Origin of the sequence: Marinobacter sediminicola (assembly GCF_031157525.1) — a bacterium.
GTDB lineage: Bacteria > Pseudomonadota > Gammaproteobacteria > Pseudomonadales > Oleiphilaceae > Marinobacter > Marinobacter sediminicola.
The window spans coordinates 330,531-346,327 of record NZ_JAVIXR010000004.1 but is presented as its reverse complement, the minus strand read 5'-3'; the positions used below and the strand labels follow the sequence as shown (position 1 = coordinate 346,327).

Annotated in this window: 15 protein-coding genes; 3 read left to right on the top strand and 12 right to left on the bottom strand. The window is 52.1% G+C overall.

The features are described 5' to 3' along the window. Positions 1-465 carry a hypothetical protein gene (locus RG807_RS08430; RefSeq protein WP_309044495.1) on the bottom strand — a complete coding sequence of 155 codons (465 nt, stop codon included), beginning with the start codon at positions 463-465 and terminating at the stop codon, positions 1-3. Between the two features lie 199 nt (positions 466-664). Here RG807_RS08430 and RG807_RS08425 point away from each other — a divergent pair, with 199 nt between their 5' ends. The 3 genes from RG807_RS08425 to RG807_RS08415 all read left to right on the top strand — a co-directional run bounded on the left by RG807_RS08425 (position 665) and on the right by RG807_RS08415 (position 5,740). After that, positions 665-2,782 (top strand): TonB-dependent receptor plug domain-containing protein, encoded by a 2,118-nt coding sequence (locus RG807_RS08425; RefSeq protein WP_309044494.1) that lies wholly within the window; start codon positions 665-667, stop codon positions 2,780-2,782. 71 nt (positions 2,783-2,853) lie between these two features. After that, entirely contained in the window at positions 2,854-3,804 is a 951-nt protein-coding gene (locus tag RG807_RS08420; RefSeq protein ID WP_309044493.1) for an ABC transporter substrate-binding protein, read from the top strand. Then, positions 3,797-5,740 (top strand): ATP-binding protein, encoded by a 1,944-nt coding sequence (locus tag RG807_RS08415; protein ID WP_309044492.1) that lies wholly within the window; start codon positions 3,797-3,799, stop codon positions 5,738-5,740. The genes RG807_RS08420 and RG807_RS08415 overlap by 8 nt, the downstream gene beginning before the upstream one ends. Before the next feature lie 54 nt (positions 5,741-5,794). Here the strand turns inward: RG807_RS08415 and gorA are convergent, their stop codons facing one another. From gorA to gspE, 11 genes are read right to left on the bottom strand one after another with little or no spacing between them, the layout of a single operon-like run. Beyond that, on the bottom strand, positions 5,795-7,156 hold the full coding sequence (gene gorA / locus RG807_RS08410) for a glutathione-disulfide reductase (RefSeq protein ID WP_309044491.1): 1,362 nt from the start codon (positions 7,154-7,156) through the stop codon (positions 5,795-5,797). A 26-nt stretch (positions 7,157-7,182) separates the two neighbouring features. Further along, the gene (locus tag RG807_RS08405; protein WP_309044490.1) at positions 7,183-7,845 is read right to left on the bottom strand and encodes a GNAT family N-acetyltransferase; all 663 of its coding nucleotides are present in this window, start codon (positions 7,843-7,845) and stop codon (positions 7,183-7,185) included. A 55-nt stretch (positions 7,846-7,900) separates the two neighbouring features. Then, on the bottom strand, positions 7,901-8,431 hold the full coding sequence (locus RG807_RS08400) for a type II secretion system protein M (protein WP_309044489.1): 531 nt from the start codon (positions 8,429-8,431) through the stop codon (positions 7,901-7,903). Between the two features lie 4 nt (positions 8,432-8,435). Next, entirely contained in the window at positions 8,436-9,740 is a 1,305-nt protein-coding gene (gene gspL / locus RG807_RS08395) for a type II secretion system protein GspL (RefSeq protein WP_309044488.1), read from the bottom strand. A gap of 2 nt (positions 9,741-9,742) precedes the next feature. Then, positions 9,743-10,753, bottom strand: a complete 1,011-nt coding sequence (gspK, locus tag RG807_RS08390; RefSeq protein ID WP_309044487.1) for a type II secretion system minor pseudopilin GspK — start codon at positions 10,751-10,753, stop codon at positions 9,743-9,745. A gap of 6 nt (positions 10,754-10,759) precedes the next feature. Then, entirely contained in the window at positions 10,760-11,485 is a 726-nt protein-coding gene (gspJ, locus tag RG807_RS08385) for a type II secretion system minor pseudopilin GspJ (protein ID WP_309044486.1), read from the bottom strand. Beyond that, complete coding sequence (gspI, locus tag RG807_RS08380; protein ID WP_309044485.1) at positions 11,482-11,883, bottom strand: type II secretion system minor pseudopilin GspI; 402 nt, start codon at positions 11,881-11,883, stop codon at positions 11,482-11,484. The genes gspJ and gspI overlap by 4 nt, the downstream gene beginning before the upstream one ends. Beyond that, complete coding sequence (gspH, locus tag RG807_RS08375) at positions 11,883-12,419, bottom strand: type II secretion system minor pseudopilin GspH (protein ID WP_309044484.1); 537 nt, start codon at positions 12,417-12,419, stop codon at positions 11,883-11,885. The genes gspI and gspH overlap by 1 nt, the downstream gene beginning before the upstream one ends. Positions 12,420-12,422: 3 nt before the next feature. Then, a complete protein-coding gene (gspG, locus tag RG807_RS08370; RefSeq protein ID WP_298447057.1) occupies positions 12,423-12,869 on the bottom strand; it encodes a type II secretion system major pseudopilin GspG in 447 nt (148 codons plus the stop codon). A 48-nt stretch (positions 12,870-12,917) separates the two neighbouring features. Beyond that, positions 12,918-14,129 carry a type II secretion system inner membrane protein GspF gene (gspF, locus tag RG807_RS08365; RefSeq protein ID WP_309044483.1) on the bottom strand — a complete coding sequence of 404 codons (1,212 nt, stop codon included), beginning with the start codon at positions 14,127-14,129 and terminating at the stop codon, positions 12,918-12,920. Positions 14,130-14,132: 3 nt separating this feature from the next. Then, on the bottom strand, positions 14,133-15,641 hold the full coding sequence (gene gspE, locus RG807_RS08360) for a type II secretion system ATPase GspE (protein ID WP_309044482.1): 1,509 nt from the start codon (positions 15,639-15,641) through the stop codon (positions 14,133-14,135). Positions 15,642-15,797: the final 156 nt, after the last annotated feature.

The following is a 15,797-nucleotide window of genomic DNA, read 5'->3' as shown; positions in this document are numbered from 1 at the left end:
TCAGCCGCCACCCATACCACCGAAAATCGTAGCGAGGATCACAAGCCCGATAATCCAGCCTATGACGGCCGGCCAAAAGTTAACCATTTGCGGTGAATCGTCATCTAAAGACTCCCGCGACGGGTCGGGATCAGGGTCTGGATATCGGCGCTCCTCTTCCAGAGCTGCGACTTCCTGAAGGCTTTGCCATTCAAACCACTCCGCCAGAAAGATAACTACCGGGGGTGGAAAACTGCCATTCTCAGCCATAGGCCGAAGCTGCGGCTCCAGTTGCCTGCCAAGCTCCTGGCGCAACAGCACCTGATCAGCAGGGGGCTCACGAAGGATGGCCTTCCATATGCCCACATCCCTGCTTCGGCCGGGATCATTCAAAAGCGCCTTGATCTGGATCACAACCTCACGAACAACCTGCCCTTCCGAGGCGTCAAGATCGCGATCAACTTCGCTCAAACTCTTATCAGGCATATTGAAAACCTATCAACTCTTAACATTTTTAGGAGAGACAAATAGTGTGTAGTCAAATACGATAGCAAAAAACATAAAAGCAAACGTTACACCTATTCACTCGGCAGATTATAGAACGACACCTATGTTCGTTACGAATTTCGGCAAAATCGCTTTTCGTCGTCCAACATTACACTGCACAAACATTGCGGTAACGGCTTTGGCGGCATCCATATTATTCGGCTCAATGCCTGCCGCAGCACAATCGCCCGCTGATGACGCTCAACCTATCGGGTTCTATGGGTTTAATGACGAGCTACCAGAAGTTCTAACCACTACCCGGCTCAGACAGCCCAAAACACGGGTTCCTGGAACCACGACCGTCATTGAAGGCGAAATGATCCGGGACCTTGGCATTATGAACCTTGTTGAGGTGTTTCGGCTGGTTCCCGGCATGGTTGTGGCTGAAGTCGGAAGCAACTCACCGGTTACTACATATCACGGTACCGTGCATTATGAGCAACGAAGGATGCAAGTGTTGGTCGATGGCCGCACGGCTCACCGGGCAACCTTGTCAGATATGGACTGGCAAACCATGCCGGTGCCATTAGAACTCATTGAGCGTATAGAAGTAAGCAGAGGCCCCAACTCGGCTGCCTACGGCATCAATGCTTTTCTGGGCACCATCAACATTATTACGCGAAACCCCGCTGACACGTCTGGCGCAGAGGTACGGGTTGTTCGTGGTTCAAGAAACTATATCCGCACGTTTGCCTCCGTTGGTGATGCCAATGACAGTTACGACTGGCGACTAGCCTTTGAGAAGCGCAAATTTGGTGGGTTTGATTACCAGAGCGGAGGGGCTGACCCTGAGCCCTTCCATGACAGCCATAATATCAATTCATTCGATTATTCCTCCCGCCTGAAGGTTAACTCCGGGTTCAACGCCGATATCCGAATGGGTGTTGTGGACGGTATAAACCAACAAGACAAAGATAGAAGCGGAGAGCTGGAAGCCGTTGGTCACCCAGACATCGATCTCAGGGATTATTACCTGCAAACCCAGCTAAATTTCATCCCTTCAGAACAACACTTCTTCCACATTCAAGTGAGTTTTGAAAACTTTGATCGCAGGCAAAGATGGCCTATTGAGATACCAGAAGCAGCAGTGAATTGCCTGGCAAATGGAACACTGCTTCATTTGAACAAAAGCGTGTGTTTTGCCGGTGGAGGAACTCCGCTGACCGCTGATGTTAACGCAGATTCGGAAGACTCCAGGCTTGAGTTAGAGCTTCAGGATACGATTTTGTTCAATGACGATCTGAAGCTGGTCACAGGCGTTGGCTTCCGCGAAGACACCTATCGCTCAGAAACCTATTTCAACGGTAGAGGTAACAATCACCAATCCCGTGTGTTCGGGAACCTTGAGTACACGCCTATTTCCTGGCTCACTTTGAATGGTGGTGGCAACTGGGAACGCACAACAACAACAGATGAGGGCTATTTTTCACCCCGTGTTGCGGCGAACTTTACTCTGGGGAATAACCATGCGCTCCGGTTTGTGTACTCGAAGGCCGTCCGCACCCCTGATGGATTTGAGCAAAATCCGGATTATGGATATACACTGAAGAATGTTGAGCCTGCACAGTATGCCGGCTATGAAGGGTATCGGATTGAGAGTCCTGCTGTTTGGAGGCACTTATCTTATGTAACTCTTGGGGAAACGCTCAAGGAAGAAACCATTACCTCAAGGGAAATCAGTTACTTCGGTCTGTTTCCTATGGATACAGGTCAACTGTCTCTGGAGGTTCGATTATTCAAGGATGAGCTTCGGGACATGATCAGCGGCGTTATTCAGTTCAAGGACTGGACCATAGATAACAACGTTGCGCTCGACCAGGAGGGCCTTGAGATTGAGGCCTCCGTTGAGTTCCCGGGGACCACGTTCAGAGCTAGCTATGGCTATCTGGAACAGCATGGTCGGTACACTGGGTCACCCATACTTGATGAAAATGGTAACTCTGACCCCGGCCGGGAGGAGTACACGGTTGATTTGCTTGGTCGCATGTCGACACGACATTCAGGTAGCCTGGCACTCATCCAGGACCTTCCATTTGGCATCAGGGGTTCTACGGCATACTACTGGGCAGACAAATTTCGGAACTCACGGTTTGAGCGCATCGACTTCCGTCTCGCAAAACGAATCTTTCAGCCACGCTATTCAGCTGAACTTGCGCTCACCATGCAGCACTACATAAACGATGAGCCGGATATGAGCCGGTCAAATATTATTGCAGATCAAAATCAACTCTTCGTAGAAGCGGGCATCCGTTTCTGATCGTAAATCAGGGATTGTTTCAGGCCTGGGATGGTATGAAAAACAAGGGGTGCTTGATAAGGCGAGAAGCGATGCAGGCGGTAAAATCCCTGGCTGCAGCCGCATTGCTTCGAACTTTGTTGGCGTTCGCTATTCTGGCTGTATCCCCTGCTTCCCTGGCGCAGGACACCAACTATCCACCTGTGTATCTGGCCGGCTCCGGAAATCTCGCTCTGGATCACCATATTCAAAGTCTCCTTGAGCGCGCACTCGAAGGACAGAATAATCTCGTTCTTATCTCCGACGTACAAGCAGTCCAGGCGAATGACGGCCCCATCGTCACTCTGGGCCCGGGTGCGTTTTCACGGATAAGGCAAATCAATCGGGAAGCACCGGTACTAGCGCTACTGGTAGAGCCGGATTTCCTTGAGGGTTTCGCCAGCCGGTCATCAGGGCATATTTCGGGTATCTACCACGGTGCCACACTTCTCAGGCAAGCCTTGATTGGAAAGGCCATCCTTCCGCAAGCAACACGAATCGCCTTGATGGCCACCTCAGGCACTGCAGAAGTCTACGATGAGCTTATTGACCAACTTCAAGCCTACCAGCTCGAAGCCCAGCTTTTTGTAGTGGACGGTGACAAACAGCTCATCCCGACACTCAACAGAGCACTGAGCTACGGCGACTTCTTACTGGCCGCACCAGATAACACCATTTACAACCCCAGAACCATTAAACACGTTCTTCTCACGGCTTATCGCAGAAACAGAATTGTGATAGGCCCTAGCCAGGCTTATGTAAAAGCAGGCTCCCTTGCTTCGGGCTACGCCCCCTTTCCCGCCATGGTTGAGATGGCACAGGACTACCTGCAGTCGTTCTTTGAAAGTGGCGAGTTTCCGCACCCGGGTTATCCGCCCCAGTTCCGAGTTGAAATCAACGAACAGGTTGCTCGTTCATTGAATATACCGTTGGCGACTCCGGAGCAGATCATCCGAAACGTCGAGCTGCGCCTAAAAGAACATGGAGGACAAGTCGATGAATGAGCAGTCCACCAACACGCCTTTGGCTCGCAAGCTATTACTGCTCGGTGCGCTCCCTTCAGTCGTGATGTTCATTACGCTCATGGGGTTCTTTACCTCTGCGCGCCTGGATGATGCCAGGCGCGACCTCGCCGACAACAACCAGCTACTGGCTGACACCTTGGCTCCTTCTTTGGAGTACGCCGTTGTATCCGGCAACACTCTGGCGCTGCAGGAAATACTTTCCCAGTCCATTCGGCACAGCAGAGCAGACTGGATTCGTGTAGAGGACGTTACCGGCGAAGAGATTGGTGCGGCCTACGCTAGCGATAGCCTCGTCACAGAAGCGGAGGCTGAATTTGCGATTTTTCAGGCAGAGATACTGCAGAAGCCCCTGGAGTTTGAAACAGATCGCCAAAGCCTGTGGTTCGAGCCTGAGTTTGGTCTCAGTTCCGGAGCGCTGAGGGTCGGTACCGTTATGGTCGGTGTGAGTGACAAGGCGCTCACTGAACGGCGAAACGATATTCTCTGGTCCTCTTTAACCATAGGGCTATCGTTACTGCTATTCACCATTTTGATTATCAAGCACTCGTTGAATACGATTCTCTCCCCGATTACTGAGCTTTCAGGGCGCATCAACCGCCTTATCGAGGGCGATTATCGGGTGAGCAAAGTGAACAAACGTAAAAACTCCCGGGAATTGGTTGCGATTGAACAGCAATTGAACCAACTGGCTGACCACCTTGAGTCACTTAAAGCTTCGAGAGATCAGACACTGGCTATTTCCGAGCATGCGCGGGAAAAGGCCGAAATGGCAAGCCACGCCAAATCAGAATTTTTGGCAACCATGAGCCACGAACTTCGTACTCCGCTAAATGGAGTCCTCGGTATGATTGATCTGGTCCAGGAAGAGAATTTGAGTCCGAGGCAGCGCGATTATTTAAAGACCGCACGCCAGTCAACGGACGACCTCTTGACCGTTATCAGCGATATTCTGGATTACTCCTACATGGACAGCGGCAGTATCATGTTGGACCATCAGCCTTTCAATTTGCACTCGCTTATTACGAACTGCGTTGCGTCGTATCGCCATATGGCAGAGGAACAGGGGCTAGCTCTGACCCTTAACTTTTACGGTGATTGGCCCACAACGCCAATGGTAAAAGGGGATGCGCCCCGGATCCGCCAGATTCTCGCCTGCCTGCTTGATAACGCGATCAAATTCACTAATGACGGGTTTGTTAACGTACAGGTTGGATGCTTTGGGGTAGAAGACGGCTGCATCATTATTAACTGCTCCGTCAGCGATTCTGGCAGCGGCATCCCCCCCCACCGGGTGACCGATATATTCAGCACCTTTCAACAAATCGAGGGTGGCGATGCCCGAAGCTTCGGCGGTGCCGGTATCGGGCTGTCTCTGGTTCAAAGACTGGTGGAGCTTCTCGGAGGCCATATTCAGGTGGATTCACTACATGGAGAAGGTTCATCGTTCCGCTTTGAATTACCCCTGGAGCTCGCCTCCACTGCTATCTTGCCTGATGAATCTGAATCCTCTCTCCTTGTTGAGGTGCCTCTCTCCAAACGTGCACTGGTCATTGAGGACAATTTGGTAAACCAGAGGGTTGCAGTGGCACTGCTAAACCGCCTTGGATTTCACACTGAAGCTGTCACTAATGGGCAGGAAGCTTTGGAAAAAGTTCGTGCCAGTCATCAAGGCTTTGATGTCATCCTCATGGATTGCCAGATGCCCGTAATGGATGGCTACGAAACAACACGTTATATCCGGGAGTGGGAAACAGCCAATGGTGTGGATAGAACCCCCGTGATTGCACTGACCGCAGATGTATTGCCCGGTACGGAGCAAAACTGTCATGAAAGTGGCATGGACGACTACCTGTCCAAACCTGTGCGAAAGGAAAATCTTCGGGAAGTCCTGGAGCGTTGGGTAACACTCTCGTGAGTAGAGCGAGAAGATGTTCTGGATTTGAGCCCGTCCCTGGACTCGGGGTATTTTTCAGGCCACAGGCTCCCGCATGGTGACGAATTCTTCTGCTGAGGTTGGGTGTATGCCAATTGTCGCATCAAACTGCGCTTTGGTTGCTCCGGCTTTGATGGCTACGGCAAGCCCCTGAGTGATTTCACCAGCATCTGCCCCCACCATGTGGGCACCCAGAACCCGATCTGTAGCGTCATCAACTACGAGCTTCATCAGGCAGCGTTCATCGCGACCACTGAGTGTGTATTTCATGGGCCTGAACTCAGAGCGGTAGATTCTCAGGGTATGCCCTGCTTCGCGCGCCTCTTCCTCTGTTAAGCCCACCGTGCCAATATTTGGCTGGCAGAAAACTGCGGTAGGAATCGCGGTGTAGTCCATTTCACCTTCGCCATCCCCAAACATCCTTCGCGACAGCACCATAGCCTGTGCAAGCGCTACCGGCGTTAACTGTGGCGTGCCGATCACATCCCCCAGGGCGGTTATTGAGGGCACTGAGGTTTGAAAATAATCGTCTACCACCACATGCCCTGAGGCATTGAGTTCGATGCCGAGCTCGGTCAAGCCCAAACCATCAACCAGCGCCCTTCTGCCCGTTGCGGCCATCACAAGCCCTGTCTCCATGATCTCGCCATTACTGAGTTTAACCCGGTAATGGGAGTTTTCGGGTTCAACAGTCTCAATAGTTACGCCAAACTCGAGCCGAATACCTTTTTTGCGCATTTCTTGCTCGGTAAATTTGCGCACATCGCTGTCGAAGCCGCGAAGGAACAAATCTCCCCGATACAGCAGCGTTGTTTCCACACCAAGACCCGCAAGAATACCTGCGAATTCAACGGCAATGTAACCGCCGCCCCAAACAACAGCCTGTTTGGGTAATTGCGGCAAATAGAACATGTCATTCGATGTAAGAATACTTTCCTTGCCAGGAATATCGGGCACAATTGGCCAGCTGCCCGTCGCAACGGTTATGTGCCTGGTTGTATATTCCTTTTCACCTACCACAATCGTATTCGGATCCTTAATGGATGCCGTGCCTTCAATAATGGTAACGCCAGCGTTCTCAAGCAGGCGGCCATAAATACCGTTAAGCCTTTCTATTTCAGCATTCTTGTTGGCAACAAGTGTCGGCCAGTCAAAACTGACACCGTCCATGGGTATGTCCCAGCCATAACCTGCTGCGTCTTCCAGCTCGTCGTGAACGTGAGCCCCGTAAACAAACAGCTTTTTAGGTACACAACCGACGTTAACGCAGGTGCCTCCAAGATAGCGGGATTCAACTACGGCAACCCGCGCGCCACGCCCGGCAGACATACGCGCAAGACGCACGCCGCCGGAACCGGCACCAATCACAATCAGATCATAATCCAAGCTGTCAGACACGGTGTCTCCTGTTGCTTGTTACAGCGTTAATTTTGGTTGGCGGCCGCCTTGGCTTCCGGGTGAATCTCGCGGAACAGTATGTGATCCTCAAAACCACCAACACGAATTTTCCCAAGGCTGCGAAAGCCTTCAGATTCATAAAATGGCAGGTAACGGCTATTTCCCGTGTCGAGGACCAGGCCTGTCACACGAGGGTTCTCTGCGCAAAGCCGTTGAACAGCTTGTAGCAAAAGCCGCCCGTAACCACGATTCTGGTACTTTGGATTTACACCCATTAATGGCAACTGATGCGCCAGTGGCTGTGGCAAAATCGCACGTATCCGTTCGTGATAGTGCAGGTATCGGCGAGTGGAGGCAAAACCTGCTGTCAGCACCATGCGAATTCTCCAGCTGAACTGATTCGCAAGGTTCAACCGCAAATCCGGGTCGCCAATAAACGCCACGGCCACCAGCGTATCATTAACCATCACGCCTACGGATTCCTGATTGAGATCAAAATACAAATCAACCAACTCCCGTACGGTTGCCCGAACCCGTTGCTTATAACCCGGTTTGCGATGGTTAAACAGGTACTGAAATGTGGGCTCGTCCCGGTAGGCATCATACAAAATCGATCTGGCTTCATTCAAAGCACTGACATCCAACCGAACAATAACCGGATCCGACTCGTTTTTATTATCGTTACTCATGTTTTCGCTCCTGTCTCTGTCCGGCGAGACCGCCCCGGAACCCTGTTGGTCAGAATCAGATTGCCAATGTCAGGCGAACAGACACCCTGCCTGGTTCGTCACCACGATCCAACGCAGCCTGGTCAATCACAACTCCATGCTTACCATTCAGCATTTCAAGCCATGCTGCAACGTCTGAATAACGAGCGGATTCCAGCCAAACACGGATGGCACTGTCACCGCTAGGTTCGAAGCGTTGCAACGTGAGGCCGGAGTCCCTTGCGGAACGGGTAACCAAACCCATCAGCGCCCGTCCATCGGCTGGGCGATCTGCTGATGTAGTTGCTGGCCCACTACCTCTGCTGCCCATGCGGCGGATGACAGGCTCATTTGCCTGTATCCAGGCTACCAACTCTGACGCATTTTCTTTACTGGCTTCAGCCTTATCATGAAAACCCGTGATCGGGCTCCAAACTGCAAAATAGAGAATACCCAAAAACACTGCTATCGCCAGAACCACAAGTGCCTGCTGATCGCGCTTGGGAAGCTGGTCATATTGCGCAATTAACTTCCCGACTGCAGGCTGTTCTTTCAGCTTCGTCAGCATAGCCTTAACCTCCAGATACTGTCAGGCGGCCACGGGCGCCGCTGGATTCGTTAACCACTGAGCCGATTTTGGCATCAAGTCCCTGATCAGCAAGGCCGTTTCGTAGAGCGCTAAGACGGTCGTAGCTATCTGCCCGAACATCCACCACCAATTCCCCGCGAGACTGGCTGTAATTAATGGAATTAAACGTTACTGTGCCGGTGCCTGCAACATTCGAATATTGCTGTCCCGTGTATTTCATCAGGGTTACAAAATCTGCATCAGGGCCATCTGAACCCGCCATGCGAAGCTGTCCTTCAATGACCCGCTTTACATTGCCTGCATGGGTTCTTCGATCCTGAGGAAATGCACTCCGATAGACCGACATAGCCTGCTGTCGCATATCCTCCGCTTGTTTCTGATAATAGAAGCCCATTCCGGCTTCCAACGCCAACTGCACAACAAACCATACCGCCGCGACCGCGATCAGCGGTTTCCAGGGCTTCAACGGGCTTGCCTTACCACCTTTTACCGAGAAGTCTCGTTGGCATAGATTGATGGGGCGGCACAAGTGATGGTGGTGAGCGTGGGCCAACAACTCCAGTGGCATCAGTTCCAGTGATTCCCGGCGCACAGTCAGTCGTCCAGGGGCCATTAGCTCGCCAAGCACAGCCTGCTGTTCGTCAAACTCGGTTTCCGTGCCGTAGATGACCACTGGGACTTCAGCAACCACATCCTCGGAGGGTGGCAGCGCCAGGGTGTGTGCAAACATCCCAAGGTTGGCGGACTGCATGCTCAACCACTCGCCCCGGAAGCTGGCCATCATCGCAGACTCACCATCAAGGCAAATAGACCACCCTTCTTCAGTAACCGGGAGTAATGCGGCATCCGGGTAGATGGCGTCAAGCCTGGTATGCAGCCAGCCTCGGTACAGTTCCAGCCATTGTGCCATTCTATCCCGATCAATCGCCGCAACCCTGTACCCTTCGTGCGTGTGCAAGCCAAGAGCCAGATGGACACTGTCGATATCCTGGGCTATCTGTTCTTCAACCGCATAAGGTAGCGCCTGGTTGATGAACCGGCTTTGCTTGGCAGGAATGTCAGCTACGCAGAACAGGGCTTCATCACCTGGAATAAGACCGATAAGCAAGACATCATCAAGCCCGTTCTGACTCAGTGTTTGTTCGATGGTATTACGAACATCACCGCTACCCTGTGCTTGGGCATCGCCACCGGCATCGTAAAGCACCCAGTTGAAGAGCCGCTCGTCCGGGTTTTGGCTGGAATCCTCAAAGGGCGTCAGTGGTCGCACGTAAAGGCGGTAAGACATGGTTATCCTTCCGAGATGGTAAAGGGTTCTTTAGTAATTCGATTTTTTTGTCCGGTATCCCTGTGAACCGCCCGAACGTCACCTTCCTGATTACGGAAAACTGTACTTACCATATTTACAACACGGTTATCGTAGGTAATCCGTGAAACAACTTCAAAAAAGCGGGTTTGCAACCCCAGGCCTACGGGCTTCAGGCCAGATGCAGCAAGCTCAGGGAGTGCCAGAAAATCCTGAAGATTTTCGAACCGCTTTTCCTCTCGCTTTTCAACAATAGACGCAGCTTGCGCCGACGACAATTCATCATACAGCGACATCAATACTTCAGCCGTTGCTGTGTTCACATTGATACCCAACCCGCTCACCGGCAAGGCGGTAACGTGGGGGCGCAATGCGACATAAATTTCTTCAGTCATACCTTCTATCAGCCGGAGTTCAGACACGCTCACAAAAGGCTGATTCGCAGCCCGGTAACCAGGTTCTGCCATAAGGTACTGGCCGTCTTCTGCGCCGTAGGCGCTGATTGTCTGATCGTCTGAATCTACCCAATCAACCAAGGTATCAACCGAGATTCCTGTAATGCCGAGAGCAACCAACAAACGGGTAAGGCGATCTTTTGTTATCGGATCCACCTGTCCTTTGCCAATGACCAGATCGTTCAGGTTGATGCGCCCGCCCAAATCGTCTATCTGTACTTCAGCAACTCCGTTGTTGTCCAAGGGCAGAATGGCGGCGTTTTTAGCCCAGAACTCATCCAGGCTGTCGACCATCAGATTGTCTTCTTTATCCTGCTCAAAATCCCTTACCAGAATCTGGCTGGCAAAGGCTTCTGTGCCCAAGGCAATACTCTGGCCTTGTTGCTGAGCTAAATAATGGCCCGCTTTGAATACCCGTACGTTTTGTTGTTGGCTCATACCGGAAGCGAGCATGACCACCAGAGCCATGGCGAGCAAAACCATAATCAGCGCGACACCCTGCTGCTTATTCGGGCCATGATCATGGGAGTGTAGAGTCATGTCATCTTACCCCCCCTGCCCCGATGCACCAGAGCCTTCCTCTTCAGCCGCTTTGTTGCTTGCTTGCTTCAGCTGGTCTAGCAGGCCTTGAGCACCTTCGAGATCAAAGTCGGGTAGTACAAAGGTTCGTACGATTTCACCAAAGCGTTCATGCTCGAGCGTAATTTCTATCGCCAGAGGAAAGGCTATTTCAGGACGTGTACCGGGGCTCAACGAAGCCATGGCTTGTTCCGGCGGCCATTCCGGTTGCCAACTGTTCTGATCGTTCATAAACCGCAAATCAAAGGCGGTAACACCATCCAGAAGCATGAGGTCCTGGCTGTTGTCCTCCTGACCCTGGTCCACAGTTGGCCAGTAACGCCGCCGCAGTTCACTACCTGTATATTCCCAGCCAACCCGCTGCAAACTACTGCGCCTTATCCCGAGGGGATTGCGCCAGCCTTGCCGGGTTAACATTAGAGAAAAATCATCTTCACGGCTCGTTAATGCCGGCTTGAAATCACCATAGATGTCCCGTGCGGATCGATTAACAATCTGCGTGATATCCCGTTCCATAAGAAGCATCGCCCGCTGCAGCCCATCAAAGCTTTCGGCAAGCTCATCAACCCGGTCTCTGGAGGCGATCACATTATTTAAAACTTGCCAAACGCCGATACCGATAACCGCAGTGATACTTATGGCGACCATCACTTCAAGAAGCGTAAATCCCCGCTGGCCCTTAATCTCCCTCATTTTTGACCTACGAAGGCAGAGAGCGTGTGTACTGGGTAAGATTTTGAGCTGCCGTCCCGGTAGCGAGCTACTTCAACTTCTACACGGCGCATTTTAGGTTCGGCGGTCGCAATGACTTTCGTAGTCACTTGCCAACGGTGAGGGCCGTAATCTTTGTCTTTAGAGTTCTCGGATATGCCTGGCAGGTTTTTATCCAACCGAATTTCATTCATACGATTGTCAGCAAGCCATCCCGCAAAGGTTTTGTCCCGGATACGTTCATAACTGGAGATGTACTGACTGGCCACCTCTGCTGAGGCGGTTGCGATAAGGCCAAACACCAACAACGCTATCATCACTTCAATAAGTGTGAAGCCTTTTCCGGATTTAGCGAATCTTGCCGGATTCTTGGGCCTCATCAGCCGCCTGCCTCATCGCCGGGTTTGCGCCAATTAATGGGCGAGATGCCATCAGATGCCAAAATATGGGTGTAATCTGTCTGGCTGCCAATCGTGAACTCAAGCTCAAAAGGTGTGGTTTCGCCACTGGAGAAAAACACCAGATCAGGCCTTAATTTATCTTCAACGGACGCAAGCCTCGGCGTGTCACTCTCAATGAACTGGGTCGCAACCAACCAGTCCGGGAAATCCCTGGCCCTGAATATACGTTCTCCGGTGGCTTTCCAGTCCCCGGAATCATCCTGAAACGCAACAAACTGATACCCGTTCTCTTCAAAGAGCAAGCCCAGCTCCAGATTATTCAGCACAGCCTGCTCTGATGCAGTCTGCATTAGCAGATACAGTTCCCGCACTTCATTCTTAAGCTCGCGCTGCTGGGAGTTACCACCCATGGTAAAGACAGCGAGAGCCGCAAGCAGGCCCACCAGAACCAGGACAACAAGTATTTCAATCAGCGTAAACCCGTTGCTGTTGTGTACTGGCTCTGCGCGCCTCATCAATTAATTGCCGATATTCGATACGCTGATGTCTGCAGCATCGCCGTCACCGCCATCCTGCCCATCAGAGCCCTTGGAATAGAGGTCGTAGGCGCCATCCCGGCCAGGGCTTACGTACTGAAATTCGTTGCCCCAAGGGTCGCTGGGAACACTTTTCATATAGCCATCAGGGTTCCAGTTTTTGGGTTCGGGGCTGCCGCTCGGGCGAGATACCAATGCATCCAGGCCCTGCTGTGTAGAGGGATAATGGCTGTTGTCCAACCGGTACATGTCCAACGCTCCGGCAAGGTTCTTCAGCTGGGTTTCCGCAATGGTTACTTTCGCCTGATCACTCCGGCCCATAATGTTCGGCGCCACAACGGCCACCAACAGGCCAAGAATAACCATGACGACCATGATCTCGATAAGGGTGAAGCCCCGGCTGGATTTCAGTTTATTCAGTTGTTTCATTGTATTTACATCACTCTTTGTTGGCTTTAAAAGTTGGCTTATATGGCGTTAACCCACCAGATTGCTCATGTTCAGTATGGGCAGCATGATAGCCATCACAATAATCAGAACAACCACCCCCATAATCAACAGCATCATGGGCTCAAAAAGCCCAACGATGGCGGCAATTTTAGATTGCAGTGCGTTTTCCTGCATATTGGCGGTGCGCTCCAACATGCTGTCTAACTCACCGCTTGCTTCCCCGCTTGCAATCATGTGCAGCATCATCGGCGGGAAATAGCCTGACTGATCCAGAGCCCGGTGCAAGGAGCCGCCCTCACTCACTTTACGCGCAGCCTCTTTAAGTTGTTGGCGCAAGTAGTCATTCGAAAGCACCTCGCCCGCAATTCTCATGGCATCTACCAGAGGCACACCGCTGGTTGTTAATATGCTAAGCGTGCTGGCATACCGGGCAGTATTTACGCCCCGCACCATTCCGGAAAACAACGGCAAGTGCAGCAGGCGCTTATGAAAGCGCATCCGGAACGCCGGTTTTGTCAGTGCAAAGCGGAATGCCATAAAGGCGATCACCAACAGAATAAAGACATAGACACCGTAACTGGTTAGAAATTCCGACATGGCCAACATCGCCTGAGTGAGTGCAGGCAGTTCTTGGCCCTGTTTGAGGAACACGTCGATGATATCCGGCACTACATACGTCAACAGGAACACCACAATGGCAATTGCAACGAAACTAAGAATAATTGGGTAGATGGCAGCCAACTGGATTTTCTGGCGTGCTTCCTGTCGGTTTTCGGTGTAATCCGCCAACCGGTTAAGAACCAGATCCAGGTGCCCTGCATGCTCTCCCGCGGCTACGGTAGAGCGATAGAGCCGCGGAAAGGCTTTCGGGAATTCTCCAAGGCTATCCGCCAGCGTGTAGCCTTCCATAACCTTGGCACGAATAGCGATGAGCATGCTGCGGATACGTGGTTTTGCCGTTTGCTGAGCCGTTGCAGACAGCGCCTGCTCAATAGGAATGCCGGACTGGATTAACGTTGCCAATTGGCGTGTGATCAATGCAAGATCGGCAGCCGCTAACGAGCCTCCAGCACTTAATGGGTTGCTGGGGGTGCGTTTCTGAACGGCTGGTTCAACGGCGAGTGGGGTTAGGCCTTTTTCTCTGAGTTTCTGACGCACGGCGCGAGGTGCATCCGCTTCGATAACACCTTGCTTCTGTTTTCCCCGAGTATCGAGGGCTTTGTATTCGTAGGCGGGCATGGCTTACTGGCCCCGGTGCGTTACACGGAGCACCTCTTCCACCGTGGTCACTCCCTCAAGTATCTTCCGGACACCATCTGAGTGGATACTCGGCCCTTTAATGCGGGCTACACGCTCCAGATCCAACTCACCTGCACGCTTGTGAATCAAAGCGCTGATCTCCTCGGTTACTTCTACCACTTCATATATACCAATCCGCCCGCGGTAACCCAAGTGGTTACACTCGTCACATCCCTTCGCCCGGTATATGGTTGGCGGCTTCAAAAAATCCTGCTGCAGAAAGGCACAATGTTCTTCGGTTGGTGTGTAAGCTTCGCGACACTCTTTACACAAGACTCTTACCAGGCGCTGAGCGACAATTCCAACCAGGCTCGATGAAATCAGGAACGGCTCAATGCCCATATCCATCAGGCGGGTAATGGCGCCCACCGCAGTATTCGTGTGCAGAGTAGACAATACAAGGTGGCCTGTGAGACTGGCCTGAACGGCAATTTCAGCGGTTTCAAGATCCCGTATTTCACCAATCATCACCACGTCAGGATCCTGACGCAGGATTGCACGCAAGCCCCGCGCAAAGGTCATCTCAACCTTCGGGTTGACCTGGGTTTGGCCTATGCCTGGAAGGTTGTACTCAATGGGGTCTTCGACCGTCAGGATATTGCGGCTACGGTCGTTTATTTCCTGCAATGAGGCATACAGGGTTGTCGATTTACCGGAGCCCGTCGGCCCTGTAACAAGCAATATGCCATATGGCCGGTGAATCAGCTTACGCAGGATTTTCAAATCGTCCGGGGCCATGCCCAGGGACTCAAGGTGTATGGCGCCTGCCTGCTTATCCAGCAGTCGCAACACAACCCGCTCACCACTGGATGAGGGCATCGTGGATACCCGAATATCCACTTCACGGCCCGCTACCCTTAGAGCAATTCGACCGTCTTGAGGTACACGCTTTTCCGCGATATCCAGCTTTGCCATAACTTTGATCCGGGAGACCAGCAAGGGTGCCAGCGCCCGTTTTGGTTGGACAACCTCCCGCAATACGCCATCTACACGAAACCGCACAACCAGGCGTTTTTCATAGGTTTCAATGTGCACATCCGAGGCGCTGGTTTTTACGGCTTCCGTCAGAATGGCGTTAATCAGACGAATGATCGGTGCGTCGTCTTCTTGCTCCAGAAGGTCTTCCGTTTCTGGAACCGAATCAGCAAGTGACGCCAAATCCATATCATCGCCAATCCCCTCTACCATTTGCATGGCTTCGGCAGAGTCGTTCTGATAGGCGGCGTTCAATGCATGATCAAAATGATTCGGATCGATAGTAGTGAACCGGGCGCGCCCGCCGCTGATGCGGTTTGCTTCTGCCAATGCTGAGTGAGGAGCACCAGGCCTGACCAGAATAACCGGGTTACCCTCTTCTGAACGAGTCAGAATCACGCCGTTGCGCTTGGCAAAGGTGAAAGGCAGACGACCCAGCGGAGCATCCTGCGGCTGAAGTTCGGTTTCTGTGGTCAAGGTTGTCCTCGTTGCTATCAGGCATTCAGGGTTTTGTGAGCATGCGCACACTCTGAAACCCTTTCTGTTTTATAGGATTAGAGAAGGCTACCACAGGATATAGGCCTGCTGAATAACCCTGTACACTATACTCCCAATAAAAGACGGTATTCTGAT

What these genes read in the sequence shown, in the direction of transcription:
- gspF (WP_309044483.1), bottom strand. Translation starts at nt 14,129, where the DNA reads ATGCCCGCCTACGAATACAAAGCCCTCGATACTCGGGGAAAACAGAAG.
- gspI (WP_309044485.1), bottom strand. Translation starts at nt 11,883, where the DNA reads ATGAGGCCCAAGAATCCGGCAAGATTCGCTAAATCCGGAAAAGGCTTC.
- RG807_RS08400 (WP_309044489.1), bottom strand. Translation starts at nt 8,431, where the DNA reads ATGCTGACGAAGCTGAAAGAACAGCCTGCAGTCGGGAAGTTAATTGCG.
- gspL (WP_309044488.1), bottom strand. Translation starts at nt 9,740, where the DNA reads ATGTCTTACCGCCTTTACGTGCGACCACTGACGCCCTTTGAGGATTCC.
- gspK (WP_309044487.1), bottom strand. Translation starts at nt 10,753, where the DNA reads ATGACTCTACACTCCCATGATCATGGCCCGAATAAGCAGCAGGGTGTC.
- RG807_RS08415 (WP_309044492.1), top strand. Translation starts at nt 3,797, where the DNA reads ATGAATGAGCAGTCCACCAACACGCCTTTGGCTCGCAAGCTATTACTG.
- gspH (WP_309044484.1), bottom strand. Translation starts at nt 12,419, where the DNA reads ATGAGGCGCGCAGAGCCAGTACACAACAGCAACGGGTTTACGCTGATT.
- gspJ (WP_309044486.1), bottom strand. Translation starts at nt 11,485, where the DNA reads ATGAGGGAGATTAAGGGCCAGCGGGGATTTACGCTTCTTGAAGTGATG.
- RG807_RS08405 (WP_309044490.1), bottom strand. Translation starts at nt 7,845, where the DNA reads ATGAGTAACGATAATAAAAACGAGTCGGATCCGGTTATTGTTCGGTTG.
- gspG (WP_298447057.1), bottom strand. Translation starts at nt 12,869, where the DNA reads ATGAAACAACTGAATAAACTGAAATCCAGCCGGGGCTTCACCCTTATC.
- RG807_RS08420 (WP_309044493.1), top strand. Translation starts at nt 2,854, where the DNA reads ATGCAGGCGGTAAAATCCCTGGCTGCAGCCGCATTGCTTCGAACTTTG.
- RG807_RS08430 (WP_309044495.1), bottom strand. Translation starts at nt 465, where the DNA reads ATGCCTGATAAGAGTTTGAGCGAAGTTGATCGCGATCTTGACGCCTCG.